Annotated in this window: 30 protein-coding genes and 1 tRNA gene; 11 read left to right on the top strand and 20 right to left on the bottom strand. The window is 67.7% G+C overall.

The genetic code is table 11. The features are described 5' to 3' along the window. The first annotated feature begins 67 nt into the window (after positions 1 to 67). Positions 68 to 601, top strand: a complete 534-nt coding sequence (locus ACTOWK_RS00230) for a hypothetical protein (protein WP_441328234.1) — start codon at positions 68 to 70, stop codon at positions 599 to 601. A gap of 516 nt (positions 602 to 1,117) precedes the next feature. Here ACTOWK_RS00230 and ACTOWK_RS00225 read toward each other — a convergent pair. Genes ACTOWK_RS00225 through ACTOWK_RS00200 form a run of 6 tightly spaced genes read right to left on the bottom strand, consistent with a single transcriptional unit; the run spans position 1,118 to position 6,993 of the window. Beyond that, positions 1,118 to 1,831: a hypothetical protein gene (locus tag ACTOWK_RS00225; protein WP_441328233.1), complete on the bottom strand. Its 714-nt coding sequence runs from the start codon at positions 1,829 to 1,831 to the stop codon at positions 1,118 to 1,120. Positions 1,832 to 1,865: 34 nt separating this feature from the next. Continuing rightward, positions 1,866 to 2,753: an STM4011 family radical SAM protein gene (locus ACTOWK_RS00220; protein WP_441328232.1), complete on the bottom strand. Its 888-nt coding sequence runs from the start codon at positions 2,751 to 2,753 to the stop codon at positions 1,866 to 1,868. A 4-nt stretch (positions 2,754 to 2,757) separates the two neighbouring features. Then, a complete protein-coding gene (locus tag ACTOWK_RS00215) occupies positions 2,758 to 4,131 on the bottom strand; it encodes an STM4012 family radical SAM protein (RefSeq protein ID WP_441328231.1) in 1,374 nt (457 codons plus the stop codon). Continuing rightward, positions 4,128 to 4,946 (bottom strand): STM4013/SEN3800 family hydrolase, encoded by an 819-nt coding sequence (locus ACTOWK_RS00210; protein ID WP_441328230.1) that lies wholly within the window; start codon positions 4,944 to 4,946, stop codon positions 4,128 to 4,130. Before ACTOWK_RS00210 ends, ACTOWK_RS00215 begins: the two co-directional genes overlap by 4 nt. Then, on the bottom strand, positions 4,939 to 6,057 hold the full coding sequence (locus ACTOWK_RS00205) for an STM4014 family protein (protein WP_441328637.1): 1,119 nt from the start codon (positions 6,055 to 6,057) through the stop codon (positions 4,939 to 4,941). The genes ACTOWK_RS00210 and ACTOWK_RS00205 overlap by 8 nt, the downstream gene beginning before the upstream one ends. A gap of 24 nt (positions 6,058 to 6,081) precedes the next feature. Continuing rightward, positions 6,082 to 6,993: an STM4015 family protein gene (locus tag ACTOWK_RS00200; protein ID WP_441328229.1), complete on the bottom strand. Its 912-nt coding sequence runs from the start codon at positions 6,991 to 6,993 to the stop codon at positions 6,082 to 6,084. A 193-nt stretch (positions 6,994 to 7,186) separates the two neighbouring features. Here ACTOWK_RS00200 and phaE point away from each other — a divergent pair, with 193 nt between their 5' ends. The 6 genes from phaE (at position 7,187) to ACTOWK_RS00170 (ending at position 11,533) form a co-directional block, all read left to right on the top strand. Beyond that, entirely contained in the window at positions 7,187 to 8,434 is a 1,248-nt protein-coding gene (gene phaE / locus ACTOWK_RS00195; RefSeq protein WP_441328228.1) for a class III poly(R)-hydroxyalkanoic acid synthase subunit PhaE, read from the top strand. A 1-nt stretch (position 8,435) separates the two neighbouring features. Further along, positions 8,436 to 9,506 (top strand): class III poly(R)-hydroxyalkanoic acid synthase subunit PhaC, encoded by a 1,071-nt coding sequence (locus tag ACTOWK_RS00190; protein WP_441328227.1) that lies wholly within the window; start codon positions 8,436 to 8,438, stop codon positions 9,504 to 9,506. Between the two features lie 185 nt (positions 9,507 to 9,691). Further along, positions 9,692 to 10,408, top strand: coding sequence for an SGNH/GDSL hydrolase family protein (locus tag ACTOWK_RS00185; RefSeq protein ID WP_441328226.1), 717 nt, complete (start codon positions 9,692 to 9,694; stop codon positions 10,406 to 10,408). A gap of 8 nt (positions 10,409 to 10,416) precedes the next feature. Further along, positions 10,417 to 10,839 (top strand): DUF5329 domain-containing protein, encoded by a 423-nt coding sequence (locus tag ACTOWK_RS00180; RefSeq protein WP_441328225.1) that lies wholly within the window; start codon positions 10,417 to 10,419, stop codon positions 10,837 to 10,839. Between the two features lie 46 nt (positions 10,840 to 10,885). Then, positions 10,886 to 11,089: a PspC domain-containing protein gene (locus ACTOWK_RS00175; protein ID WP_441328224.1), complete on the top strand. Its 204-nt coding sequence runs from the start codon at positions 10,886 to 10,888 to the stop codon at positions 11,087 to 11,089. A gap of 39 nt (positions 11,090 to 11,128) precedes the next feature. Next, a complete protein-coding gene (locus ACTOWK_RS00170) occupies positions 11,129 to 11,533 on the top strand; it encodes a hypothetical protein (protein ID WP_441328636.1) in 405 nt (134 codons plus the stop codon). A 339-nt stretch (positions 11,534 to 11,872) separates the two neighbouring features. Here ACTOWK_RS00170 and ACTOWK_RS00165 read toward each other — a convergent pair whose 3' ends face one another. Beyond that, positions 11,873 to 12,670, bottom strand: a complete 798-nt coding sequence (locus ACTOWK_RS00165; RefSeq protein ID WP_441328223.1) for an NRDE family protein — start codon at positions 12,668 to 12,670, stop codon at positions 11,873 to 11,875. On the opposite strand from ACTOWK_RS00165, the gene ACTOWK_RS00160 reads away from it, so the two are divergent. The 3 genes from ACTOWK_RS00160 (at position 12,638) to ACTOWK_RS00150 (ending at position 13,947) form a co-directional block, all read left to right on the top strand. After that, the gene (locus ACTOWK_RS00160; RefSeq protein WP_441328222.1) at positions 12,638 to 13,189 is read left to right on the top strand and encodes a hypothetical protein; all 552 of its coding nucleotides are present in this window, start codon (positions 12,638 to 12,640) and stop codon (positions 13,187 to 13,189) included. The genes ACTOWK_RS00165 and ACTOWK_RS00160 overlap by 33 nt on opposite strands. A gap of 4 nt (positions 13,190 to 13,193) precedes the next feature. Then, a complete protein-coding gene (locus tag ACTOWK_RS00155) occupies positions 13,194 to 13,361 on the top strand; it encodes a hypothetical protein (RefSeq protein ID WP_441328221.1) in 168 nt (55 codons plus the stop codon). Between the two features lie 499 nt (positions 13,362 to 13,860). Further along, positions 13,861 to 13,947: transfer RNA gene (locus tag ACTOWK_RS00150), tRNA-Leu, on the top strand. An 85-nt stretch (positions 13,948 to 14,032) separates the two neighbouring features. On the opposite strand, the gene ACTOWK_RS00145 is transcribed toward ACTOWK_RS00150, so the two are convergent. The 13 genes from ACTOWK_RS00145 to ACTOWK_RS00085 form a co-directional block, all read right to left on the bottom strand. After that, complete coding sequence (locus ACTOWK_RS00145; RefSeq protein WP_441328220.1) at positions 14,033 to 14,485, bottom strand: DUF2214 family protein; 453 nt, start codon at positions 14,483 to 14,485, stop codon at positions 14,033 to 14,035. A gap of 194 nt (positions 14,486 to 14,679) precedes the next feature. Beyond that, the gene (locus ACTOWK_RS00140) at positions 14,680 to 15,276 is read right to left on the bottom strand and encodes a cysteine dioxygenase (RefSeq protein ID WP_441328219.1); all 597 of its coding nucleotides are present in this window, start codon (positions 15,274 to 15,276) and stop codon (positions 14,680 to 14,682) included. Between the two features lie 21 nt (positions 15,277 to 15,297). Next, on the bottom strand, positions 15,298 to 16,440 hold the full coding sequence (gene metX / locus ACTOWK_RS00135) for a homoserine O-acetyltransferase MetX (protein WP_441328218.1): 1,143 nt from the start codon (positions 16,438 to 16,440) through the stop codon (positions 15,298 to 15,300). A gap of 254 nt (positions 16,441 to 16,694) precedes the next feature. After that, on the bottom strand, positions 16,695 to 17,708 hold the full coding sequence (locus ACTOWK_RS00130; RefSeq protein ID WP_441328635.1) for a tetratricopeptide repeat protein: 1,014 nt from the start codon (positions 17,706 to 17,708) through the stop codon (positions 16,695 to 16,697). A 26-nt stretch (positions 17,709 to 17,734) separates the two neighbouring features. Beyond that, positions 17,735 to 18,181: a cytochrome c-type biogenesis protein gene (locus tag ACTOWK_RS00125; protein WP_441328634.1), complete on the bottom strand. Its 447-nt coding sequence runs from the start codon at positions 18,179 to 18,181 to the stop codon at positions 17,735 to 17,737. Positions 18,182 to 18,336: 155 nt separating this feature from the next. After that, positions 18,337 to 18,903: a DsbE family thiol:disulfide interchange protein gene (locus ACTOWK_RS00120; protein WP_441328217.1), complete on the bottom strand. Its 567-nt coding sequence runs from the start codon at positions 18,901 to 18,903 to the stop codon at positions 18,337 to 18,339. Next, entirely contained in the window at positions 18,900 to 20,912 is a 2,013-nt protein-coding gene (locus tag ACTOWK_RS00115) for a heme lyase CcmF/NrfE family subunit (protein WP_441328216.1), read from the bottom strand. Before ACTOWK_RS00115 ends, ACTOWK_RS00120 begins: the two co-directional genes overlap by 4 nt. 231 nt (positions 20,913 to 21,143) lie before the next feature. Next, complete coding sequence (gene ccmE / locus ACTOWK_RS00110; protein WP_441328215.1) at positions 21,144 to 21,611, bottom strand: cytochrome c maturation protein CcmE; 468 nt, start codon at positions 21,609 to 21,611, stop codon at positions 21,144 to 21,146. Beyond that, the gene (gene ccmD, locus ACTOWK_RS00105) at positions 21,608 to 21,772 is read right to left on the bottom strand and encodes a heme exporter protein CcmD (RefSeq protein WP_441328214.1); all 165 of its coding nucleotides are present in this window, start codon (positions 21,770 to 21,772) and stop codon (positions 21,608 to 21,610) included. Before ccmD ends, ccmE begins: the two co-directional genes overlap by 4 nt. Beyond that, positions 21,772 to 22,533: a heme ABC transporter permease CcmC gene (gene ccmC, locus ACTOWK_RS00100; protein WP_441328213.1), complete on the bottom strand. Its 762-nt coding sequence runs from the start codon at positions 22,531 to 22,533 to the stop codon at positions 21,772 to 21,774. Before ccmC ends, ccmD begins: the two co-directional genes overlap by 1 nt. Before the next feature lie 89 nt (positions 22,534 to 22,622). Further along, positions 22,623 to 23,339, bottom strand: a complete 717-nt coding sequence (gene ccmB / locus ACTOWK_RS00095; protein WP_441328212.1) for a heme exporter protein CcmB — start codon at positions 23,337 to 23,339, stop codon at positions 22,623 to 22,625. Beyond that, positions 23,336 to 23,980, bottom strand: a complete 645-nt coding sequence (gene ccmA / locus ACTOWK_RS00090; protein ID WP_441328211.1) for a heme ABC exporter ATP-binding protein CcmA — start codon at positions 23,978 to 23,980, stop codon at positions 23,336 to 23,338. Before ccmA ends, ccmB begins: the two co-directional genes overlap by 4 nt. A 136-nt stretch (positions 23,981 to 24,116) precedes the next feature. Beyond that, complete coding sequence (locus ACTOWK_RS00085) at positions 24,117 to 24,590, bottom strand: DUF3293 domain-containing protein (RefSeq protein ID WP_441328210.1); 474 nt, start codon at positions 24,588 to 24,590, stop codon at positions 24,117 to 24,119. 176 nt (positions 24,591 to 24,766) lie between these two features. On the opposite strand from ACTOWK_RS00085, the gene ACTOWK_RS00080 reads away from it, so the two are divergent. After that, positions 24,767 to 25,915 carry a pyridoxal phosphate-dependent aminotransferase gene (locus ACTOWK_RS00080; protein WP_441328209.1) on the top strand — a complete coding sequence of 383 codons (1,149 nt, stop codon included), beginning with the start codon at positions 24,767 to 24,769 and terminating at the stop codon, positions 25,913 to 25,915. Positions 25,916 to 26,295 lie beyond the last annotated feature (380 nt).

Genomic DNA, 26,295 nt, shown 5'->3' with positions numbered 1-26,295 from the left:
ATGTCCGCTTACGACCCAAAGCGGTCATGCATACGATGCTGCGCGCCGACCTCGGATTGACCTGACGATGATCATTCGCGACTACAACGGGAAAGGGGCTTGGAGCGTGGAAGCCGTCCAGTCGCGGTATCTGGAGCACTGTGCCCGACTGGATGTCCAGTTGCCGCGCGTTCTCCAACCCAAGACATATCATCGTGCCGACGTGACCTGGGTCTACCCGATCATGGAACCGGTCATTGAGGGAATAAAAGCCGGCGATCCAGCCTGTGCGACGCTGGGAGTTGAGTTTATCGAACAAGACGGCGCGTTCCCATTCGGTAGAGTGCTGAAGAGCAACGCGGCACGGGCGCTGAAAGGCATTGAACTGTCCCAGGCAATCAAGGTGCGAATCAGGCGCCGTGTGGCGGGCATGCTTGGTGCCGGCAACACGCCTCGCGAGTTCAAGGAGTATGCGCGCCTGCTTCGAAAGGTTGGCTTTGAGGACCTTTGGCCTCGCATGGCGGCATCGGAACCGGCCGGCAACAAGTACGCGATGCGCTATTTCTCATACTTCCGAGCGATTCAAGAGCGCTCGCCTGCCGTCATGGCGCGTGGACGCTGAGACCTAACAGAGCCCAAGTCGCTGGCATCGGCGTCCAATGCGAGGGCGAATGTCCGCTTCTGGCCGTTAGCGGACATTCCAGCCCCTACGCCGCGCGTCGATGTCGACTTCGTGGTGAAAGCCTGATCAGAAGCGGCGTTCGGTGGGCGAGGGTGAGTCGGGGGTTAAGCTCGAATCCCCGTGGGGACGCCAAACACGAATCAGGGCCCGGGAAACCGGGCCCTGATTCGTTTTGCGTGTCCGTTTTTGTTTGCGAGTTTTGTTTACGAGTTCTGAGCGCGCGTTTTCGATTGCACTTTCCATGTGCACGTTTTCTATGTGCAGGTCTTCCATGCGTATGTTCGGGTTGCACTCGCGTGCTTATCACGCATCGGCGCATCGTGGCTCTGCCGATATGCGCGCGCTGTCGCTTCGTCTCGACGATGCACGGAGCAGTGCCGCCTTACTTTTCTATCCGACGTCGAACGACGACGAGCAGACGATGCGCGACGATCGAATCTCGCCGCGCGCGCCGGGTCATTCCGCGCGTTTCTTCAACATCCCGTCGGTCACCACGTCGATGACCTCGGCGTAGCTGCCGGTGAGCCACGGCTGGCCGTTGCCGCCGTAGAGAGTGATCACGCCGTCGACGTCGCGGCTGCCAGTGGCGGTTTCGTGGGAGCGGCGGTAGCGCTCGAAACCGTCGACCAGCAATTCGGTGGTGACCTTGTTGGGGTCGTCCTCCTCGTTCGCCAGCAGTTGCTCGATGCTCTGGTCGATCGCCGGGACTTTGCAGCGATAGGCGACTGCGGCGATGCGTTGGCCGGCGACGACGTCGTTCGTGCGTTCCTCGTGCGATAGCGCGCGGCATTCGGCGCTGGCGACGGCGGCGTGCTGGGCCAGCATCGCGGCGACGATCGCCGGTTTGGCGCGCGCCGGGTCGACCTTCGGCAAGGACTTGAGCAGGGTGTCGGCGTACTCCTCGAACATCGGTCGCATGAGGCCCGGCACGGTCGCCAGGTATTCGACGTTGAGGGCGTCCTTGCCGTCGAACGCGGGCCTGAGGTAGCCGTTGAGGGTCTTGGCGGCCTCGACGTCGTTGTGGAGGGCGAGGCGCAGATAGAGTTCGGCGACCTGCTCGGGTGGCATGCCCGACGCGGCTGGGGCGGGTGCGGCGCAGGCGGGGCCGACGAGGGCGGCCGCCGCGAGCCAGACAGCGAGGGCGAGTTTCGAGGTCCTTCGGAACGACATGCTGCTTCCTTTGCGTAGATCGAATGGGATGAGCTCAGCCCGGCCGGGCGGCGGCGAGGCCGTAAGGCGATTGCGCGAGTGCGGGAATACGTTCGAGCACGCCGCCGGCATAGTCGCGCTGGAACGGCAGGTCCGGGCGATGCGCGTAGCCGATGTAGCAGTCGCAACGCGAGTTCGGGCAGCTGCGGGCGCGCAGTTGCGCGGCGTAGCTGCCGTCGTAGAGGTTGCCGAGCGGTTCGGCAACGAAATGGCAGCGCTTGACGTTGCCGTCGCCGTCGACCGAGACCACGTTCTCGCCGGTCAGGCAGGGCGCGCCCAGGCTCGGCGCGGGGTCGAGGTTGTAGCGGAAATGCGGGTCGATGCGCTGCAGGCGTTCGATCTGGTCGGCGTTGTAATAGCCCGGCGGACGCTCGTCGTAGGCGTTGAGCCACAGCGGCGTGTGCGCCGGCAGTTCCGCGCGCAAGGCTTCGATTTCGTCCAGGTGCTCGTGCAGTGCGACCATGCCGACGCTGTGGCGCACGCCGCGGCGATCGAGTTCGCGGCAACGCGCGAGGAAGGCCGCACGGGTGACCTGGGTCGGGTGATAGGTGCACCACAGGGCGAGCGTGCGGGTGTCGACGTCGTCGAGCCAGCGCGTGCCGACGCACAGGTTGGTCTGGATAGCGACCCGGCGCAGATGCGGCAGATGGCTCAGGCGGGTCATGGCGTCGCGGTAGTGGCGGCGCACCAGGCCTTCGCCCCAGGGCGTGAACAAGATCGACAGCTCCATGCGCTGCTGCGCCGCCCAGTCGACGAAGCGCGCCAAGTCGTCGGCGTCGCGACGCAGGGCGGCGCGGCTGTCGTAAGTCTTCGCGAACGGGCAGTAGCCGCACTCGTAGTTGCAACTGCTGAGCCGGCCGCGATAGAGCAGGGACAGGTGCATGCGCTCAGCCGAGACGGTAATCGTGCATGCGCTCGGCGATGCGCGCCGAGGTCAGCCAGGGGCCGATGGTGTCGGCGCGGGCGAGGCCGGCGTCGGTCAAGGCGAGCATGGCCTCGTCGCCGTGAGCGAGGTCGAGGTCGAGCAGATCGCGTAGCTGCGGCAGGTCGTCGAGGCAGTCGGCGCCGAAGCGGCGGCGGTAGTCGTCGCGGTCCAGGCCCGGGCGGATCAACAGCGACTGGATGACGTGGCGGCGCCGGCGTTCGTCGTCGTCGAGCTCGATGCCATAGTCGGCGTAGGCGAACGAGGCCGGGTCGCGGGCCAGGTAGTGGTCGAGGATCTCGGCCACGCTGCGCCGGGCGACACCATACTCGCTGGAGTAGTGCAGGGTGCCGGTGTAGGAGCGCGCACCACAGCCGACGCCGACCATGCCGTCGCTCTGGCAGCAGTAGACCGGCGCGGCGATGTCGGGCGAATGCGGGGCGCGGAACATGCGCATCGAGACCTGGCTGTAACCGGCCGCAAGCAGATGGTCGCGGCCGGCTTGGTACAGCGCCAGACGCGTGTCCAGGGGTTCGGGTTGCAGGGCGAAGCCGGGCTTGGCGCCGGCCTTGGCCTCGATCCGGCCCAGGCCGGTCAGCGGCCGCACGTACAGCGGATACAGATAGATCTCTTCGGGCCGATGACTCAGCGCGCTGTCGATGGAGGCGAGGAAACTCGTCACCGTCTGCCCGGCGATGCCGTAGATCAGGTCGAGATTGAGGATCGGGAAGGCCTGCTCGCGGATCGTCGCGATCGCGCGTTCGACCACTTCGCGCTGCTGCGGACGCACCAGCGAGCGCACCTCGGCGTCGCTGAAGCTCTGGATGCCCATGCTGACCCGGTCGATGCCGGCTTCGCGGCAGACCCGCAGCTTGTCGGCGTCGACGGTTTCCGGCGAGACCTCGATGCCGGCCGGCGTGGCCTGCAGGTCGATCGAGGCATGCTGCTCGACCATCGCGAACACCCGCCGCAATTGCTCGACGTCGAGGTAGGTCGGGGTGCCGCCGCCGAGTGCGAAACGCACGAAGCGGTGATCGCCGAGGGCCTGCGCGGTGGCCTGCAATTGCCGCTCCATCTGGTCGAGATAGGCGTCGACCTTGGCCGGTTCCGGCCGCGCCAGGGCGAACAGATTGCAGAAGCCGCAGCGGTAGGAACAGAACGGGATATGCAGGTACAGGAACAGCGCATCGCGGCGTTCGCCGGCCCAGAGCTTCGCCAAGGGCTGCGCCGGTTCGATCGGCCGGTACGCGGTCTTGTGCGGATAGGAATACGAATAGGCCTGGTACGGCGGCAGGCTGAGCAGATCGGCGAGGCCGGGCAAAGCGAGGGGAGCGGTCATGGCGAGAGTATGAAATGCGCGTAGGGCACGGTCATCACCACCTCGTGGGCGAGGCGGTGGCCGTGGTAGCCGTCCTCGCCGTAGGCGGTGCCGTGGTCGGAGCAGGCGATGACGAAGGCGCGCCCGCGTTCGCGCAAGGCGGCGAACAAGGGCGCCAGCGCGGCGTCGACGTAACGCAGGGCGGCGCAGTGGCTGTCGTAGCCGTCGTGTTCGGCGCCGGCGAGGTAATGGCGATTGGGTTGGTGCAGGGCGGAGACGTTGACGAAGACGAAGCAGCGGGTATCGCGCAGTTCCTCGCTGCGCAGGCGTGCGCAGGCCAGGGCGACCTGGCGCTCGGTGGAGTCGATGGCGGTGATGCCGAAACCCGGTTCCCAATGGCTTTCGTCGAACAAGCCCGGTAACTGCGAACCCAGCGGATTGCGCTGGTTGAAGAAACCGACCCCGCCGATACAGATCGTGCGATAGCCGGCATCGTGCAGACCGGAGACGATGTCGGCGCGGTCGCGGAACACGTAGGTGCCCGCCGCGGTGGTTTCACTGCCTTCGAAGTCGAGCGCGAACAAGCGCGGATGCGGGCCGGGCGAGGCCGGCGTGGGCAGGAAGCCGGCGAAGAACGCCGCGTGCGCGGCATAGGTGAAACTGCCCGGCGTGTGCCGGCGTTCCCAGCCTTCCGGCGGCAAGTGCGGCCCGAGCACCGGCAATTCGCCGCGCTCGAAACAGGCTTGGGCGGCGTCGTAGCGCAAGGTGTCGAGGGTGATCAGGACCAAGTCGTGATCGCCGATGATGGCGCGCATGTCGGGGAGGGCGTCAGGCATGGGCGGGCATTCGCTGTGGACCGCTGCGGGCAGGTGGCGAGGACGCCAGTGCGGCTTGGTCTTGGTAGGTGTCGCGGCCTTGCCACAGCAGGTTGGGCAACAAGTCGCCGAAGGCATTGGGTTCGAGCAACCAACTGCGGCGGTCGCGCAGGATCAGGTCGAAACCGATCATGCGGCTGCGCGGAAACACGCCGGCGGCGCGTTCGGTCGCGGCTTCGAGCGCCTGCATCGAGGCCGGGTCGAACCAGGCCTCCAACGCGCCGCGGCGATTGCCCAGGTGCAGGTTGGTCAGCGGCCCGCGGCTGACCCGGGCGACGCGTTGCCGCGCCTGTCCGTCGAGCGCGACCACGCGCAGATCGTAATGTCCGCCGTGCGCATCGGGCGCGCGCGGTTTCGCAACCCAGCGCTCGGCATAGGCGCCTTGTGCGGCGAGCAGGTCGACGAGCCGGGCGATGTCGCCGGTGGCGGTGTAACGGCGCGGGCGCAGCGAATTGAACACGCGCAGTCGTCCGCCGCTTTCGACCAGTTCGGCCGAGCCGTAGGCGACCTCGCGGCCGGCACGGTTGCGCCGATACGCCAACACGCCGGCACCCGATGAGCCATAGCGCGCCTTGACGAAGACTTGGTCGCAGCCGGAGGCGCGCAAGCGTTCGCGCAAATGCTCGTAACCGTCGATCGGGCCGAGCAATGGCGGCACCTCGATTCCGGCCGCGATGCAGCGCTGCTGGCAGGCCAGCTTGTCGCTCATGCAGACGATGTCGTCGGGCGGATTGAGGTAAGCGGCAGCGGCCGGCAGCGAGCGCAGCAGAGCGGCGAAACCGGCGTACCAATGATGCTGATGGGCGAGCTCGCCGTGTTCGAGCGGCTGCGGTGCCGGGCCCGCCGCGCCGAGCCGCCGCCAGCCGCGTTCGATCAGGGCGGCGTGCAGGGCCGGCGCTTCGCCGGGCGATTCGAGCTTGACCAGGCCGCGATGGCCGCCGATCGCCTCGGCGGCGCGTTCCGGCGCGCTCAGCAGGGTCTGGTAGTCGACGACTTCGGCCGCAGGCAGGCCGTGCTCGCGCAAGGCCAGCTGCAGCCCCTGGACCCGACGGCTGGCGCTGGGGCCGAACAACAACCAGGGGGCCGCGGACACGTCTTACTCGGCGACTGCGACGTAGCGTTCGCCGTCGTCCTCGTCTTCATGCTCGTCGAGCACGACCTCGCAGGGCAGGCTGGCGAGTTTCTGCTGCCACTCCGGCGAGATGTAGTGGTGGCTCAGGTTGATGCGTTCGATGCCTCCGAGGTTCGGGCTTTCGAACAGTGCCTGCGCACCGATGTCGCCGATGGTGCCCAGCGACAGGTCGAGGGTCCGCAAACCACCGAGCCAGGGTTGCGCGGCCAGCCACACGGCGAGTTCGTCGCCGATGCTGGCGTTGCGCAAGCCCAGGTAACGCAGGCGTTCGGGTTGGATCGCGGTGAACAGGCGCTGGTAGGTCGCAAGGTCGCCGTCGTAGCCGTAGTTGTCGTCGCCGAGCCACAGTTCGAGGTGGTGCAGCGCCGGCAGCTTGGAGCCGGCGAGGGCATCGACGATCTTCGACGGCAGGCCGCCGCATTCGATCGCCAGCTCCTGCAGGTGCTCGTGCTCGAAGGCCTGCAGCTCCAGGCTGCTGGAGCCGCGGATGCGCAGGGATTCCAGCGCCGGATAGGCGGCGAGCAGGGCGTTGTACGAGGTCTGGATGATCCAGGAAATCTCGCAGTCTTCGTAGGTCATGTCGCCGACGAACAGACCCTTGAGCGCGGGCAGTTCGGCGCGGCGTTCGATCAGCAGGTCGAGATAGCCCGACGGGCCTTCGTCGTGCGCTTCGCTCCAGGGGCCGACGACCAGTGCATCGAGCGTGCCCGGGTCGACCTGCGACAGCAGACTGCCGAGCAGATCGCCTTGGCTTTCGGCGCTGTCGTAGTCCTGATGCAGGCGGTAGACGACGTCGCCACCGGCGGGCGTTTCGCCCATGCTGAAGTTCACGATGCGCTTGCCGCGGTAGATCTGCGAATACTCGCCAATGGCCACGAGTGGCTCCTTGCCTGAATGTGCCGCAAGCATACCCAAGCCCGGGCCGACCGCGTAGCCGCGCGCAGTTTGCGCATTACGGCGGTCGGCACATCATCGGCGCATCGATCGGCCGTCATCGCGTGGCGGTGCTGCCGACACAGCGCGCGGCAACAGGCCGTTGCTATGATCGGATCAAATCATGGAGGCGGCGATGGCGAATTTCGGTTTCGGCTCGACTAATCCCGGCGATTTCGGCGCCGGCCCCGATCTGGATGCACTGGCGCGACAGTACTGGAGCGCATGGGGGCAGATGATGCGCGGCGCCGGCGCGCAGCCCTCGCAGCCGTCGGTTCCGGGTTGGAACGAGGCCGTGAACTGGTGGTCGCAACTGGCCAAGGGCGCGAGCCCGCAGGCCGACGAAACCCTGGACCGCTTCAACAGCCAGGCGCGCGGTTGGTTCGGCGAGATCCAGAAGCTGGCGGCGCAGTTCGCCGGCAGCGACGCCTCCGCCGGCGACATCGCCGGGGCCTGGAAACGCGTCCTCGGCGGCAATGCCGCCAATCCCTTCGCCGACGTGTTCGGGGCGATGCGCGGCCCGGGTCAGCAGGATCTGTCGCGTTGGGTCGAGCAGGTCGCGCCGTTTCTGGAGCGCCTGCAAGGCCAGGGTCAATCGATCCTCGGCCTGCCCGCGTTCGGTTTCGCGCGCGAGCATCAGGAGCGCCTGCAGGCGCTGGCCCAGGCGCATGTCGATTACCAGAAGCAGAGCCAGGCCTACAACGCCTTGATGGCCGAAGCCGGCCAGGATGCGTTCTCGCGTTTCGAGGACAAGCTGGCCGAGCGCAGCGAGCCGGGTCGTCAGCTCTCCAGCGCACGCGCGCTGTTCGATCTGTGGATCGATGCGGCCGAGGAAGCCTATGCGCAGATCGCCTTGTCGCCGCGGTTCCGCGATGCCTATGCGGCCCTGGTGAATTCGCAGATGCGCCTGCGCGCCGGCGTGCAGAAGGAAGTCGAGCAGGCCAGTAGCGGCTTCGGCATCCCGACCCGCACCGAGATCGACGCCGCGCACCGCAAGATCGCGCAACTCGAACGCGAACTGCGGCGTCTGCGCGATGAGGTGCAGCAGTCGCGCGGCACCGGCGCGAACGAGGCCCCGCGCCAGACCGCGGACGCGCCGCGCGCGCAGGCGCAACCGGCGCTGAAGTCCGCGGCAAAGAAGTCCGCAGTGAAAAAATCCGAGGTAAGGAAATCCGAGGCGAAATCGGCCAAGCCGGCGCCGAAGAAAACCGTCAAACCGCGTGCGGCCCAGGCCGCGGCGGCCGCCGTCAGCAAGTCGACCGCCGTCGCAGCGGGCAAGCCCAAGCCGGCGAAAAAGACCGCGATCGCCCGCCCGCAACCGCCGACCCGGCCCAGCGCCGCCGCTGCGGTGAAGCCGGCCAAGACCACCCAGAAGGCGCGCTGACATGACCTCACCGATCAATTTCAGCGCCGAATCCCTGGCCCAGGAAGCGATGCAGGCGCAGAACAAATTGCGCGCCGGGCTGGAGTCGCTGCACCAGGTCGGCAACATCGACTACGGCGCGACCGAGCGCGAGGAAGTCTGGCGCGACGGCAAGGTCGTGTTGTACCGCTTTCGCGGCGACAAGGCGCCGACCGCGAAAGTCCCGCTGCTGATCGCCTACGCCCTGGTCAATCGCCCCTACATGGTCGATCTGCAGGCCGACAAATCGATCGTGCGCGGCCTGCTCGAACGCGGCGAAGACGTCTACATCCTCGACTGGGGTTATCCGGACCGGTCCGACCGCTACCTCGAACTCGAGGACTACATCCAGCGTTTCCTCGGCGGTGCGGTCGACCACCTGCGTCGCGAGTACCGCATGGACGCGATCAACCTGCTCGGCATCTGCCAGGGCGGCGCGTTCTCGCTGTGCTATTCGGCCTTGAACCCGAACAAGGTCCGCAATCTGATCACCATGGTCACGCCGGTGGATTTCCACACCGACGACAACATGCTGTCGAACTGGACCCGCGGCCTGGACATCGACCAGTTCGTCGACACCCTCGGCAACGTCCCGGCCGACGTCATGAACTGGTGCTACCTCACCTTGAAGCCGTGGCGTTTGTTCGTGCAGAAGTACGTCGGCCTGATCGACATCCTCGACGACAAGCGCGCGCTCGAGGACTTCCTGCGCATGGAGAAGTGGATCTTCGACTCGCCCGACCAGGCCGGTGAAGCCTTCCGTCAATTCATCAAGCAGTTCTACCAGGGCAACGGCTTCGTCAACGGCGGCATCGACATCGGCGGCCGCGCGGTCGACCTGGCCTACATCGGCATGCCGGTGCTGAACATTTTCGCCGAGCAGGACCACCTGGTGCCGCCGGCGGCGTCGCGGGCGCTGGCCAAGCTGGTCGGTACCGAGGACTACTCGGAACTGTCGTTCCGCGGCGGCCACATCGGCATCTACGTGTCCGGCCGCGCCCAGCGCGAAGTGCCCCAGGCGATCCACGACTGGCTGGCGCAGCGCTCGCGCTGAAGACAGCGCTAGCGACACGTTGAACCAGGCGCTCTCCCGCAAGCGGGAGGCCCTTGATTCACTCCCTCTCCCGCTCGCGGGAGAGGGCCGGGGTGAGGGCAAGCGCAAACAACGCATCGACGCTGCCGGATGCATCGTCCCGCCGAGACGTTTAGTCTCGGCAGCTCGTCAGCCAGAGAATTCTCATGCGCCGCATCCTGCATCCCTTGCTGCTGGCCCTGGTTTGCGCCTGTGCCAGCACCGCGCCGGCACCCGAGGCCGCAACGACGGCCGCAGCGGCCCCTGCCGCCGCCGCAACCGCCACCGATTCCAGCCGCTGGGAAATCAATATCCAGGCCTTCGAGCGCGAAGACGCGGTGGTGCGCCGCCGTCCCGGCAGCATCGTCTTCGTCGGCAGTTCCTCGATCCGTTACTGGCAAAGCCTGGATACGGATTTCCCCGGCGTGGCCATCATCAACCGCGGCTTCGGCGGTTCGCGCGTCTACGATTCGCTCTATTACGCCGAGCGCATCGTCACCCCGTACCAGCCGCGTGCGGTGGTCTTCTATGCCGGCGACAACGACCTGTCCGAGGGCCGCACGCCGGCGCAGGTGCGCGACGACTTCGCCGCTTTCGTCGAGCGTGTGCGCGCGGCCGTGCCGCAGGCGCGGATCGGCTTCATCGCGATCAAGCCCAGCCCCTCGCGCGCGGCCTTGCTGCCGCAGGTGCGCGAAGCGAACGCCTTGGTGCGCGCGTATGCGCAACAGGCCAAGGGCGTGGACTATCTCGACGTCTACAGGCCGATGCTGCAGGCCTCCGGCGCACCGCGCCCGGAGCTGTTCCTCGACGACGCCCTGCACATGAACCGCAGCGGTTATGAAATCTGGACCGACGTGGTCGGCGCCTGGCTGGGTAAGCTTTAATTCGCCGTATGGACATCGCCCGCACCCGCTTCCGCAATCCCTTTCGCACCCCCTTCGTCAGGGCCCTGGCCACGGCCGTCCTGCTCGCTGGTTTGGGCACCGCCCAGGCCGCGCCGTCGGCCCAGGCCGAGCGCGAGATCGAGCAGCTGATCCAGGCGCTCGGCAGTTCCTCCTGCCAGTTCGAGCGCAACGGCAGTTGGCACGACGCCAAGGCCGCCCAGGCCCATCTGCGCAAGAAGCTGGCCTACCTGCGCAAGCGCGACCTGGTCGATTCGGCCGACCAGTTCATCGAACGCGCGGCCAGCGAAAGCAGCCTCAGCGGCCAGGCCTATCGGGTCCGTTGCGGCGGCGCCCCGCCGGTCGCCTCGGCCGCCTGGCTCAAGGCCCGTCTCGTTCAGCTGCGCAAGCCGGCGACGACGCCATCACCCTGACGCGCTAGACTGATTCCGAGCCCGCAGGAACCCGGAGCACGCCCGGATGAGCAGTACCACGCGAACGTTCTGCCGCTCGCGCCACGATCGCATGATCGCCGGCGTCTGCGGTGGCATCGCCCTGCGGATGCATTGGAATCCGGTGCTGGTGCGCGGCGTTTTCGTGGTCCTCGCTTTGGCCACGTTCCTGCTGCCGGTCGCGCTGGTGTATCTGATCCTGTGGCTGCTGATGTCGGAAGAGGGCTGCTGACTGGCTGGCTTCGTGCGAATCGCCGGCGGCACGCTCGGCATGCTCTGGACCTCGCCGATCACGGCGCTGGGTCTGCTCGCCGGCGTCGTCGGCATGCCGTTCGGCGCGCGCCTGCGCTTGCGCCGCAGCGACCTGGCGCTGGTGTTCCAGCATTGGCCGTGGGGGCCGGGCGGGGCGATCACTCTCGGCAACGTCATCCTGCATACCGGCGACAGCCTGGACTCGCCGTGCTTCACCTACGCCCACGATGCCGGCCACGGCGACGAGCCGCCGATCCTGCTCGCCGATCACGAGCGCGCCCACGTCTATCAGTACATGGTGCTGGGGCTGTTGTTCGTGCCGCTGTATCTGATTTGCGGCGGCATCAGCGTGCGCAATCCGTTCGAGCGCGCCGCCGATCGCTACGCCCAGACCGGCCGCGGTTGGTGGCCCTGGTCGAGGTGATGGGCGGGGAGCGAGGAGCGAGTGGTGAGGAGCGAGGAACTAGTAGTAAGGAACTAATAACTAGTGTGGCGTTGGGGCGATCCCGATCCGCTGAGGGCTCCTACTCGTTCCTATTTCCTAGTTCCTGGCGCCTGAACAGGCGCGCGACAGATTTCGCTCACGAAAATTTGATCGGCCGGTAACGCCGGCGGCGTTAACTTACGCCCATCGGAGAACAACCAACGGGCGAAAGTCCGATGCAATCGCTCCGATACGGAAGGCCCGGACACCCGAGGAAATCTCGAAGGCCCGGGTCTTCTCATTGCCTGTCTTTTTCTGTGTGCGCGTGCGTTCTGCGATTCAGTCGCGCCGCGACAGCGGCAACAAGGTCGCCGATTCGCCCGCGGCCGCGCCGTTCGGGCCGAAGCGCCGCTCGACGAAGGCGATCGAATCCGCATCGATCAACACCACCGTGCTGCAACGCGTGCCGTAGCGCTCGCCGAGCACGAACGGCGGCGACAGCATGCGTTCGAGTTCCAGCCCCACGCCGGTATCGGGCAGGGCCTCGTCGGGCGCGGGCGTGGAATCGGCGAGCGCCGACAACAACATTTCCAATTGGTCGGTGCCCGATTGCGGTACGGTCGATGCCGACGAGCCCAGCCACGACGACAAGGCGCAGGTGGCGTGAGTGCTCTTCGGCCACGGCGCGTCGAAGGCGCCGTTCGACATCGCATGCATGCCGGGCGCGACCGGCGCGGCGACGAACTGCGGATGATTGCTGGCGAACATCAAGGCCTCGCCGTCCCATAGCAGCAGATTGAAACGGCCGAACTCGGCCGCGTCGGGACGCAATGCTTCGAGATAATCGGCTGCGCCGATGCGGTCGCGCACGAACTCGCGCACCAATCCGCCGCGCGATCGCGGTGCGACCTCGGGATTGAGCCCGGCGCGGACATTGGTGACCGCGGCGAAGCGACCGGCGCTCGAGGCCATCAGCCAACTGCCGCCCTGCAGCAGGTCGCGGCCGCCGTAGACCTCGGGACTGTCGGGGTCGGGCCCCGCGGCCGCGGTCGGACGTTGATGGGCCTCGTCGCGATTGGCGATCAAGGCCAGGCGATAGCGAGGATGGTGTTGCCAGGCGAGGGCGATCAGACACATCGCATCATTCTAGCCCTGGTCATGCCGCCGTTTTGCTCACGATCGGCGCCGGCGCGCAAGCGCCAAGCGTCGCAGCGCCGCCACGACGAATGGCAGGGGCGTCGCGGCGGGGCTGGCCATATTCTGGCCATCGTCTCATCGGCTGAGATCGCTCCGCGTTCTGCTACCTGGCGCAGAAGGGGAGACGTCTCGATGAATCGTGGTGCCAGGATGTTGCTGCAGTTGTTCGCGCCGGCATTGGTGATCGCCGCCGGCGGCATTGCGACCGGTACGGTATTGCTGGAACTGGGCGATACGCCCGCCGGTGCGGCGTTCGCACCGATCGCACGATCGTTGCAGCTCGGCAGCGTATGCGCCGGCTTCACGATGATGATGTATTCATTCTGGCGTCTGTGGCGCTGGGAGCGCGGCCTAGAGCCGCAATGCCCTTGTGGCGGTTTGTTGTCGCGGCCCGCGTCCGGCCGTCGTGGCCACACCCGGCGATGCCTGGGCTGTCGTCGATCTCATTCAGAAAACTGATCCCATGCTCGCAACCGCCGCCGCCATCCGATGCACCGTGACCGCCTGGCAGGCGGCGCGGATGAGCTCGGCGGAACGCGCCGAGTCGGTGGCGGAACCGTTGGAAACCAGCGATGCCGCGGCCGCTTCGATGGCGCTCGCGGCCGACGACGAGGCGGGCGAGCCGAACTGAATCGCAGGCCGACGCAGTGGAAGAGGGCAGATCCCCTCGGCTCCCTCTGCAGAGGGGAGGCGCTCAATGGAGATCCTTGCCTCCACGAACAAGCCCATGCGGTTCCCCTTTGCAGGTTCGCCACGGCAAGCCCGCGCTGTTCCCCTTGCAGATTCGCCGCGGCCAAGCCCGCGCTGTTTCCCTCTTGCAGATTCGCCGCGGCCAAGCCCGTGCTGTTCCCCCTTGCAGATTTGCCGCGGCCAAGCCCGTGCTGTTCCCCTCTTGCAGATTCGCCGCGGCCAAGCCCGTGCTGTTCCCCCCTTTGGAAAAGGGGGGCAGGGGGGATTTGCTGTTGCTGTCGCTTTGACCCAAGCGAAAGACCAAGCCGAAGCATCCCGCCAGCGCCCGGGCGGCCATCGCGCTTCGCGCCCCTCATCGAGCCCGTATCCGGCTTGCTGTCCCCAGCCCCCTCACGACGTGCAGACGCGGAGCGTTTGCCTGGGTATACTGCGCAGCCGCTGCCGGAGTGGCGGAATCGGTAGACGCAGCGGACTCAAAATCCGCCGCCCTTAAAAGCGTGTGGGTTCGAGTCCCACCTCCGGCACCATGAAAAACAAGGGCTTAGCCGCAAGGCTAGGCCCTTTGTTTTTGCCCGTTCGCCAGGTTCGGCACCGTTGTGCCGTTGCGGTTCTTCAGAAACCGCCGTAGCGCGCCATCGCCGCGGCCAATACGAAAATCGCCGCGATCAGGGCCAGTTCGAAACGCACCAGGCCGCGCATCTTCGCGACTTCGCCGGCATCCGGCAGATAGCCCGGGTTGAGCGACAAGGCCTTGCGCCAGCGCAGGAAGCGCACGGTCGGCAGGATCGACAGCAGGCCGACCAGGACGTAGGCGCCGAGCTTGGCGTGGAACCAGGGGTTGTGCAGATAGAAATCGTGGCCCTTGACGCCATACCACACGCGGCCCAGGCCGATCAGCAGCAACAGGCCGGCGCAACCGCCGTAGCCGGAGTCGAGACGGGCCAGGCGTTGCAGCACGCTGCCGTCGATGGGGCCGCGCAACAGGATCGATTCGGCGACGAGCATCGACACCAGGGCGAAGATCAGCAGGTGATGCGAGGCGGCGAGCAACAGGTCGGTCAGCATCGTCTGATCTCCGGGCGGCGGCTGAGAGAGGCACAGCGAACGCGGCGCATGCTACCCGTTGTCGGGCGGGCAGGCATGGGCCATCAGCAGGTTGCGTGCGGCGCCATGATGGGATGACGGCGCGTGTGGGCGCCGATCATCAGGTTTGCCAGCGATGCGAGGGGGCGCCGCCGCGAGCTGCGGTGCACGGCGGCTCAGGCCGCTTCGTCGGTTTCCAGCGACTTGTCGACGCGACGGAACCATTCGCCTTCGCGCGGCACGAACATCGAGCAGGCTTCCATCGGCGCCTTGTAGATGTGCAGGGACACGGCGACCGAGTCGTTACTGGCGTTGCGGATGGTGTGGTATTCGTGCGGCGGGATCAGGCTGCCGGCGCTGCCGGGGCCGGCATGCATGCCGCCGGCGGCGCGGAAGCGGAAGTTCTCGCCGTTGCGTTCGAGCAATTCGAACTGGGTGATTTCGAGTTCGCCGTCCCACACGCCTTCGACGCACCACAGGCCGCTGTGGTCGTGCATCGGCGTGCCCTGGCCTGGGCCCCAGGTCATCGCCACCACGCTGTAGCCGAGCTGCGGGCTGCGGTAGATCTCGCGCCGGGCGTAGTGATCGTCGATCGGATCGAACACGCACTCGGGCAGGTGCACGTCGCGGTCGCGGATCATCTTGCACAAGGTGTTGCGCAAGGCCGCGGTGACCGCGTGTTCGTCGCCGGAAGCGACGGCATCGTCGATCGCGGCGACCAACTTGTCGTGGCCGGGGAAGTCGAGGTCGGGCAGGGCGTCGGTGGCGTTCATGCGGTCCATTCTACGTCTGTCCTAGCTTCCCCGCAGCTCCGCGAGGAATCCTGCGACCGCCGGCCCAAAACGGCCGATATCGACCAGGAAGGCGTCGTGCCCCTGCGGCGATTCCAGCGGCAGGAAGCGCGAATCGGCGCCGCCGGCGCGCAGGCCCTCGGCGATCTCCTGCTGTTGCTGCAAGGGGAACAGGATGTCCGTCTGCACGCCGATGGCCAGGGCCTTCTCGACCCGTACCGCGGCCAGGCCGAGCCGCACCTGTTCATCATTGTCGGCGAGGGTCTGGCCGCAGTAATCGCCCAGGTCGAACCAGTCCATCGAGCGGCTGAGGTACAGATAGCAATTGGGGTCGAAGCGGCGCACGAACCGGCGCGCGTGGCCTTCCAGGTAGCTTTCGACTTCGAATTCCAGCCCGAAGGGTTCGTCGTCGGCGCGGTCCGATTCCAGGCGCACGCGGCCGAAGCGGCCGTCCCATTCCAGCGCCGAACGATAGGTGATGACGCCCAGTTTGCGCGCCATGCGCATGCCGGACTCCGGGTAATGCTCGTCGTCGTAGCGGCCCTGGTTCCATTGCGGGTCCAGGCGGATCGCCTCGCGCTGCAGCGAGCGGATCGCGATCGAAAACGGCAGCGCGCGGGCGGCGCCGGAGATGTTGATGTGGTTGCGCGCCAGGCCCGGATGGCGGATCAGCAGGGCCAGCGCGGTCATGCCGCCCATCGAATTGCCGATCACGCAGGCCAGGTGCTCGATGCCGAGCGCGCGTACGACATGGGCGGCGGCATCGGCGCCGTCTTCGACCGACAGTTCGGGAAATTCGAGGCGGTACAGCTCGCCGGTGACCGGGTCGATCGAAGCCGGGCCGGTCGAGCCCTTGCAACTGCCGAGCGAGTTCACGCAAACCACGAACCAGTGGTCGCTGTCGATCGGCTTGCCCGGGCCGAGCATCGCTTCCCACCAACCCGGCTCCGGGTTGCCGGCATTGGCCGCGGCGTGCGCGTCGGGCGACAGGCCGGTGACGATCAGGATGGCGTTGTCGCGGGCGGCGTTGAGCTCGCCCCAGGTCTCGTAGGCGATGCGGGCGCCGTGCAGCGCGCCGCCGCGCTTCATCGGAAAGGGCGAGGGCAGGTCGATGTGGCGGGTGCCGGGCGGAATGAATTCGGTCATGCCTTGCGCTCGTCTGGCCGGCCGTGGGCCGGTGTCCTTGGGGTCGGAGGGGAAGGGCGGAGCGGGCCGTGGAGGCTGGCGTGGTTCGCCTCGTCCGTTGCCCCGCATCGATCGCGGTGCAGCCTAAAGCATAGTGTCGGCATGCGTCGCAGCACCATCGGTTCTGTCGTCATGCGTCCGTTCCGATGGCGAAACAGGCCTCGTTTTGCCGCTGACGGACGCGGCCCGCACCAACCCGGCCCGCACGGCCGCGCTCATTCGACCACGCGATCGATCACGATCTCGACCGTGCCGTTGCCGGCGACGCGCGCAATCGTCGGCGCGGAGGCGAGGTCGCCGGGCTGCGGGATCGCGTTGCCCGACGCCGAGACGCGGGCGAGCACCTGCACCTGCGCGAGCTGCGACAGTTTCATGGTCGGCATCGGGCTGTCGCCGTCGTCGAGCCGGACTTCGACCGGGAAGTCCTTGGCCGCGTGTTTCTCGACCGCGACCGGCATCGGCGCGCCGCTGGTCTGGCGCGCGAGCACGAACAGGCTGGCGTTGGCCGGCAGCTTCGCCGCCAGTGCCGGCGCCAGGCTGACCTTGACGGTCAGGCCGGGGCCCGCGGTTGCGGCCTGGGCCGTCTGGGTCGGCGCTTGCATCGGTTCCAGGCCGGCTTCCAGGCGCGCACCGTTGATCTGTTCGAGCAGGCTCGATGCCGTGCGGGCATCGACCACGGCGAGCAGCGGCTCCCAGGTCTTCGCTGCCTCGGCCGGTTGCTCGGCCTGGCGTTGGGCGATGCCGAGGAACCAACGCGCGCGCTGGTGCATCGGCTGTTGTTGCAAGGCGTGTTGCAGCATGGCCACGGCTTCGGCATCGAAACGCCGGTCCGGCATCGCCAGCGCGCGCGCCTCGGCGGCTTCGGCGAGCAGGTCGGGATTGTCGGGGGCGAGCTTGACCGCACGCGCATAGGCATCGCGCGCTTTCTCGCTCAGGCCTTCGGCGGTGTAGGCGCTGGCGAGCAGGCGCCAGCCCTCGATCTGGTTCGGGTCGCGTTCGAGTTCGGCTTCGAGCTGGGTCACCGCTTCGGCCAAGGTCTGCGGTGCCTTGACCTGTTGCGGGTTGAGCGCAGCCGGCGTGCCGATCGCGAGGTACAACGCCGCGGTCACCGCCGCGAGGGTCACGCCGACGCCGGCGCCGAGCCACGGCCGCGAGCGCCACAGCGGATACAGCGCGAATCCCAGCGCGAATACGACCAGGGTCGCGCCGGCTATCACGAACATCGTCATCGACGTCGAGCCCATCGCCACGGCCATCACCACTCCTGCTCGTCGTCGTTCGGCGTGGGCGTCGACGCGGCGCTGCGTTGGCGCACGATGCGCGCCACCACGAAGCCGCCGGCCAGCAGCACCAGGGCCGGGCCGAACCACAGCAACCAGGTCTTGGATTCGACCTGCGGGCGGTAGAGCACGAACTCGCCGTAACGCGCGACCAGGAAGTCCTTGATCTGAGCGTCGTTCTTGCCCTGGCGCATCAGCTCCAGCACCTCGCGGCGCAGATCGTGGGCGATCTGGGCATTGGAATCGGCCAGCGACTGGTTTTGGCACATCACGCAGCGCAGCTCGGCGACGAGCGTGTGGAAGCGCCGTTCTTCGCCGCTGTCGTTGAAGCTCAACGGCACTGGGTCGTTAGCGGGCTGCGCGGTAAGCGGAGCGGCGAGGGCCAGGGTCAGCAGCAGTGCGAACGAGACGGGTCCTGCGATAGGGCGCAGCGATCGGGCGAGGAAAGCAAATCCCCCCCGGTCCCCCTTTTTCAAAGGGGGGAGGGCTTCGGGCGAGCTCTTCGCGACGAACGAATCCATGCCGTCCCCCCCTTTGAAAAAGGGGGGCAGGGGGGATTTGCTTTTGCCGCAGTCGCTCATCGCGCCTTCTCGACTTCGGCCAGCTTCGGCAGCAATTCGTCGCGGATGGTCGCGTCGGTCAGCGGGCCGACGAACTTCCAGCGCACGATGCCGCGGCCGTCGACGAGGAAGGTCTCCGGCGCGCCGTAGATGCCCCAGTCGATCGCCGACTTGCCTTCGAAGTCGGTGACCACGACCCAATACGGGTTGCCGAACTGTTCCAGCCAGCGCAAGGCGTCGGCGTGTTCGTCTTTCCAGTTGAAGCCGATCACGCGCACGCGCTTGGTCTCGGCGAAGCGGGTCAGCACCGGGTGCTCGTCGCGGCAGGCCGGGCACCAGCTGCCCCAGACGTTGAGCAGGTAGGGCTCGCCGCGCAGGTCGTCGGACGACAGCAGGCGGCCGGCTTCGTGCAGCACCGGCAGCGAGAACGCCGGCGCCGGCTTGCCGATCAACGGCGACGGCAGCGCCTCGCGGTTCGGCTTGCGGCTCAGCCAGACGCCGGCGGCGAGCAGCACGGCCAACGCAGCGAATACCGCCAACGGCAACCAGCGGCTGTTGTTGCCGCGCGGGGTGGGGGTATTCATGCCTGTTCTCCTGCAATGGATCCTGCGACCGCGGCGGTCGCCGTGGCTACGGCCGGACGCGGCTCGGGCGAACGCTCGCCTTCCTCGCGCGCATCGGCCTTGACTCGGAAACGCCGGTCCGCCGCAGCGACGAAACCACCGAGCATCATCAGCAAGGCGCCCAGCCAGACCCAGCGCACGAACGGTTTGATGTGCACGCGCACCGCCCAGGCGCCGTCGCCGAGCGATTCGCCGAGGGCGACATACAGATCGCGGGTGACGCCGCGTTCGATCGCCGCTTCGGTCATGACCTGGCCGCCGCTGGCGTAGGCGCGTTTTTCCGGATGCATGACCGCGAGCACTTCGTCGCCGTCGAACACGGTGACGGTGCCGTAGTCGGCTTCGTAATTGGGGCCGACGCGATGGGCGACGCTGTCGAAACGGAAGGCGTAACGGCCGAGGTCCAGGCTCTTGCCCGGCGCCAGCGCGACTTCGCGCTGCAGGCTGAGGCCTTCGACCAGCAAGGCGCCGACCAGGAACACGGCGACGCCGAGATGGGCCAGGGTCATGCCGAGCATCTCGGCGGTGTAGCGGGTGCCGTTGCCGCGCACGCGCGTCCACACGAAGCGCAAGGTGCCTGCGGCGACCCAGACCGCGCCCCCGACGCCGGCCGCGACCTTCCACGGCCCCTGCGGCGCGAGGAAATACGCGGCGATGGCCGCGCCGAGGGCGAGACCGGCCCACGGCACCAGCATCGCCAGGGGGCGCGAGGGCTGCTCGCGCTGCCAGCGGAACAAGGGGCCGAACGGCAGCAGCAACACCAGCGGTGCCATCAGCAGCACGAACATCAGCGAGAAGTACGGCGGGCCGACCGAGATTTTGCCGAGCTCCAGTGCATCGGCCAGCAAGGGATACAAGGTGCCCAGCAGGACCATCGCGCAGGCGGTGGCGAGCAGCAGGTTGTTGGCGAGCAACAAGGTCTCGCGCGAACTCAGCTCGAACGGCTTGCCGCCGTTGTCGTCGCCGGACGGCACGCGCAAGGCGTACAGCAGCAGCGAGCCGCCGATGACGATGCCGAGGAAGATCAGCACGAACAGGCCGCGCGAGGGATCGGCGGCGAAGGCGTGCACGCTGGTCAGCACGCCGGAGCGGACCAGGAAGGTGCCGAGCAGCGACAGCGAGAACGCGGCGATCGCCAGCAACAGGGTCCAGCCGCGGAAGCTGCCGCGCTTTTCGGTGACCGCCTGCGAATGCAGCAGGGCCGCGCCGGCGAGCCAGGGCATGAAGCTGGCGTTCTCGACCGGGTCCCAGAACCACCAGCCGCCCCAGCCGAGTTCGTAATACGCCCACCACGAACCCAGGGCGATGCCGAGGGTGAGGAAGGCCCAGGCGATGTTGGTCCACGGACGCGTCCAGCGTAACCAGCGCGCGTCGACCTTGCCGTCGAGCAAGGCCGCGATCGCGAACGCGAACGGCACCGAGAAGCCGACGTAGCCGATGTACAGCATCGGCGGGTGGATGATCAGGCCTGGGTCCTGCAGCAATGGGTTGAGGTCGCGGCCTTCGGCGACCGCCGGCAGCAAGCGCGCGAAGGGATTGCTGGTGAAGATCAGGAAGGCGAGGAAGCCGACGCTGATCACGCCCATCACCGCCAGAACGCGCGAGATCACCTCGGGCGGCAGCGCCCTGGAGAAACGTGCGACCGCGGCGGTCCACAGCGCCAGCACCAGCGCCCACAACAGCAAGGAACCTTCGTGCGCGCCCCACACCGCCGAATAGCGGTACGCCACCGGCAACAGCGAATTGCTGTTCTCGGCGACGTAGCGCAGTGAGAAGTCCTGGGTGACGAAGGCTTCGGTCAGGATCAGGAAGGCGAAGCCGACCAGGATCAGCTGCGCATACGCGGCCGGCCGCGCGATCGCCATCCACGGCGCGATGCCGCGATGCGCACCGAGCATCGGCAGGCTGGCCTGCACGATGGAGATCAGCAGGGCGAGGATCAGGGCGATCTGGCCGAGTTCAGGCAGCATGGGTATCGCCTGCGAGGGTTGGGAACGAGGTGACAGCGAGAGCAAATCCCCCTCGGTCCTCCTTTCCCAAAGGGGGAAGACCAGCGGAACGCGCTGAAGCGGATACTGCCGCTATGCCCTTGGCGAACCGGCGCAACTCATCCAGTCCTGCAGAGCCCGCTCGTGCCGTTCCCCCCTTTGACAAAGGGGGGCAGGGGGGATTTGCTCTCGCTACCGCCACGGTCACTGCGATCAACGCGCCGGCTCCGCGCCGCCGGGGGCGGCGACGTCGTGCTTCTTGTGCGCCGCGCCCATCTTGTCGGCCACTTCCTTCGGCATGTAGGTCTCGTCGTGCTTGGCGAGGATTTCCTCGGCGACGAAGGTATCGCCCTGCATGCGGCCGGTCGCGACCACCGCCTGCTTCTCGCGGAACAGGTCGGGCAGGATGCCGGTGTAGGCGACCGCCAGCTCGGCGTCGCCGTCGGTGACGCGGAACTGCGAATCCAGGGTGCCCTGGGTGCGCTTGAACGAACCGGCCGAGACCATGCCGCCGAGGCGGAAGCGCGCTCGCTCGCTGGCTTCGCCGCGCAGGATCTCGCTCGGCGTGTACAGGTAGGCGACATTGCGCTGCAGGGCGGTGGCGACCAGGGCGGTTGCGACGCCGGCAGCGGCGACCAATCCGACCACCCAGAGCAGGCGGCGACGGCGAGTGGGGTTCATCGGCTCAATTCACTCGTTTGGCTGCGCGCTGCGTTGCGGGCCGCGCGCGCGCGCGCCAGGCGCAATTCGCGGCGGATCTGCAAGCGGCTGGCGACGAAGTCCCAGCCCAGCACGATGGCGAAAACCGCATATGCGGCAATGATGTATTCCTGGTATTCCATTATCGGCCGCCCCCGCTCGTGGCGCCGGCGAGTTCGGCGACCCAGGCCTTGCCCTGTTCGCGGCGCAGGTTGTCGGCGCGGGCCCGCGTCAGCAGGGCGCCGATGAACCACAGCTTGGTGCCGACGATCATCCAGATCAGCGGCGCCATCATGCTCGGGTCCATGCTCGACTTGCCGAGCAGGCTGATGGTCTGGCCCTGGTGCAGCGAGTTCCACCACACCACCGAATAGCGGATCACCGGCAACAGCGCGACGCCCACGATCGCCAGCAAGGCGGCGGCGCGCGCTGCGGCGCGGCGGTCGTCGATGGCGTTGTAGAGGCCGATCACGCCCAGATACAGGAACAGCAGGATCAGCTCGGTGGTCAGGCGCGGGTCCCAGTCCCACCAGGTGCCCCACATCGGCTTGCCCCAGATCGAGCCGGTCGCCAGGGTGATGATGGTGAAACCGGCGCCGATCGGCGCGCAGGCCATGGCCAGGATCTCGCACAGCTTGATCCGCCAGACCAGGGCGATGGCGGCGTAGAACGCCATCAGGGCGAACACCGCCATGCTCATCCAGGCGCTGGGCACATGGATGTAGAGAATGCGGAAGCTGTCCTTCTGCTGGTAGTCGGCCGGCACCAGGAACAGCGCCGAATACAGGCCCCAGGCCATGATCAGCAAGCCCAGGCCGTAGCCCCAGGGCGCCCAACGCGCGGCGAAGCGGTCGAAGTAGGGCGGCGAGCCGAGAGTGTGGAACCAGCGGACGAGGGGATTCATTCAGTGGTTCGTTCGAGGTCTGGGTCGCGAGCGGCCTGGAGCGGTGGGGCGTGGCCAGGCGGCGGCCGCGCAGGATCTGTTCGGTGCGATCAGTTCAAGGCGATGCGGATCGCCGCGGCGGCCGCCAGCGGCGCCAGCAACGCGGCGACCACCAGGCCGGCGGCCAGCAACAGCAACGCGCCTACCGGGTCCAATCCCTGGGCCGAGCGAGCCACGCTGCCCGCCCCGAACACCAGCACCGGCACGTACAGCGGCAACGCCAACAAGGCCACAAGGATACCAGAGCGCCGCATCCCGACCGTCAGCGCGGCCACCACCGCGCCGAGCAGACTCAGCAGCGGCGTGCCCAGCGCGAGCGAGGCCAGCAGCACCGGCAATTGCTCGCGCGGCAGGTACAGCAGCTCGCCGAGGAACGGGGTCGCGACCAGCAGCGGCAGGGCGGTGGTGGCCCAGTGCATGAAGGTGCGCACTGCGACCAGCCAGCCCAGCGGCACCGGCGCCAGCATCCATTGCTCCAGCGAGCCGTCCTCGGCGTCGCCGCGGAACAAGGTGTCGAGGGCGAGCAGGCCGGCCAGCAGCGCCGACAGCCACAGCACCCCGCCCGAGACCTTCGCCAAGGCCTGCTTTTCGCCGCCGAGGGCCAAGGCGAACAGCACCACCACCAGCAGCGCGAACAACGCCGGCTGCAGGGCGTCGCCGCGGCGCCGCCAGAGCAGGCGCAGGTCGCGCAGCATCAGGGCGCGGGCCGAGCCGATCAGTCCCGGCGTGGCGGCGGCCAGGCTGGGGTTGCGTTGGCGCACGCTCATACCGCCTTCTCCATGACCAGCATGCGGGTGCGCACCGGCGGCGCGGCGTAGGCGCCGTGGGTGGTCACCAGGGCGGCGCCGCCCTCGCGCAGGTGGGCCTGGACCATGCGATTGACCAGTTCGATGCCTTCCAGGTCGAGATTGGCGTAGGGCTCGTCGAGCAGCCACAGCGGCGCAGGCGCCATCCACAGGCGGGCCAACGACAGGCGTTTCTTCTGTCCGGCCGAGAGCTGGCGGGCGAGGGCATCCTCGTAGCCGGCCAGGCCGACGATGGCCAGGGCGTTCTCGGGCAATTGGCCGCGCCGGCGCCCCTGCAGGCCGCACAGGAAGTCGAGGTTCTCGATCGCGCTGAGGTCGGCCTTGAGCCCGGGCAGGTGGCCGAGGTAGGCGATCGCTCGCGCGCGCCGCGCCGGGTCCGACGGCTGCCCGTCGAGTTCGATCTCGCCCCCGTCGGCGCGCAACAGGCCGGCCAGCACCCGCAGCAGGGTGGTCTTGCCGGCGCCATTGTCGCCTTGCACGAGCAGGGCCTCGCCGGCGTCGACGGCGAAGTCGAGCGGCCCGAACACGGGTTCGTCGTTGCGCGCGAAGCGCAGTCCGCGGGCTTGCAACAGCGGCGGGGCGGTACGTTCGTGTGGGGTCATCGGTCGGGTGCGGGCGCCCGGTCGGGCCGCGGAGCGCGCATTTTATGCGAGTCCGCTGCAAATCCCCCATGCGGGGGCGATGGCGGGGGCGATGGCGAGAGCGAGGGCTGCCGCGCGGGCCCGGATCGCGCCTGACTCAATCGCCGAGCCAGTCGGTGAATTCCGAGCGCTCGGCGTTGGCGGGCCGCGCGATCAGCATGCGCAGGCGCACCGGTTCGCCGCGGCGCCAGGCCAGCACCCCGGCTTGGCCGAAGTCGCGGGCCAGGGCATGGGCGAGGGCTTCGTCGAGGTCGGCCAGCAGCCAGCCCGGTTCGCGCCATTCGCCGGCGGTGTCCTCGGCCCAGGCGGCATGGCGTTGCACCCCGGCCGCATCCAGGCGCGCGACCAGTCGTTCGTCGGCAGCATGGTTGGCGCTGTCGGAATGCGGTTCGGACGCCGGGTTCCAGGCGGTCACGAACATATAGCGTGTCGCCGGCCAGTAGGCTTCGAGGTCCGCGGCGGGGCGACCGACCCGCAAGGGCATCGCGTCTCCGTCCAGGGCCACCGCATAGTCCGCGGCGGCGTAGGCGACCGCCAGCTCCGCAGCATTGACGACTTGTAGTTCGCGCATGGCGCCAGTGTCCCGACCCGGGGCGGACAGTGCAATGCCCGTTGATCGGCGGCTGTCCAGCGCGTCGGCTGCATATCGATATGGCCACTCGGACGGCTTGCGGCCGGATGCGATCTAACGGCCTGCAACATGTCACCGGTACACTCGATGCCCCGTATGCGATCCGTCCCCGGCCCATGACGTTCGAAACCAAGCTGCCGAAAGTCGGCACCACCATCTTCACCGTGATGTCGCAGCTCGCCCTCGAGCACCAGGCGGTCAATCTGGGCCAGGGTTTTCCCGACTTCGAGGTGCCTGCGCGGCTGGTCGAGTCGCTGGCGCGGGCGATGAAGGACGGCAAGAACCAGTACGCGCCGATGACCGGCATCCCGGCCCTGCGTCAGGCGATCGCCGCCAAGACCGAGCGTTGCTACGGCCACCGGCCGGATGCCGACACCGAGATCACCGTCGTGTCCGGCGCCAGCGAGGCGATCTTCGACGCGGTCCAGGCGGTGGTCCGGCCGGGCGAAGAGGTGATCGTGCTCGACCCCTGCTACGACAGCTACGAGCCGGCGATCGACCTGGCCGGCGGCCGCGCCGTGCACGTCCCGCTGGACCCGCAGACCTTCGCCGTCGACTGGGACCGGGTGCGCGCGGCGATCACCCCCAAGACCCGGCTGTTGATGATCAATTCGCCGCACAACCCGTCCGGGGCCATGTTCGACGCGAGCGACATCGCGCGCCTGAGCGAGCTGTTGCGCGAGCACGACATCTGGCTGCTGTCGGACGAGGTCTACGAGCACATCGTGTTCGACGGGCTGCGCCACGAATCGATCCTGCGCTACCCGGAGTTGCGCGCACGCGCCTTCGTGGTGTCGAGCTTCGGCAAGACCTACCACTGCACCGGCTGGAAGATCGGCTACTGCATCGCGCCACCGGCGCTGTCGGCCGAATTGCGCAAGGTCCACCAATACAACAGCTTCTGCAGCTTCGCCCCGGCGCAGTGGGCGTTCGCCGAGATGATCGAGGCCGAGCCCGGGCACTACGAGGGCCTCGGCGATTTCTATCAGGCCAAGCGCGATCGGTTTCGCGAGCAACTGTCGACCACGCGGCTGAACCCCCTGCCGGTGCCCGGCGGCTACTTCCAACTGGTCGACTACTCGGCGATCAGCGACCTCGACGACGCCGCGTTCTGCCGCTGGCTGACGATAGAGAAGGGCGTCGCGGCGATTCCGCTGTCGCCGTTCTACGAGTCGCCGCCGGCCGGCCAACGCTTGGCGCGCCTGTGCTTCGCGAAGAACGAAGCGACCCTGGACGCGGCCATCGAACGCCTGGCCAGACTTTGAGTCGCAACTCTAGATTGCACTTTTTTCGTCAACCCACTTGCCGAAAGCTTTGACTTCGGTCTAATCTTCGTCTACGAGTGTCGTCAGACACACGTTCAACGGTATTACCGTGCTGTAGGGGAGTTCATGGACAGAACGATGATTACGCGTCGCGCGACTCGCGCGGCCTTACTTTCGCGACCCGGTGCAGAAAGGGCAGGCGTGTTACGCACTGCCGCTGCAAAGGTGTCTGCCGTCTCATTTTGGCCGGCTTCGGTCCGACTAATCCGTTACCAACAATGACCGCGGCGGGGCCAGTCGCGACGCACTGGCGAGTCCAGGCGTGGCTGGCGGCCTCAGCGGCGATTTCGTGCGTCAGTTCAATCAAATAAAGCCGGGGA

The sequence above is a fragment of the Lysobacter sp. CA196 genome, assembly GCF_052078695.1.
Lineage (GTDB): Bacteria > Pseudomonadota > Gammaproteobacteria > Xanthomonadales > Xanthomonadaceae > Lysobacter.
Note: the sequence above shows the minus strand (reverse complement) of the source record. Positions and strands in the feature narration are given on the sequence as shown.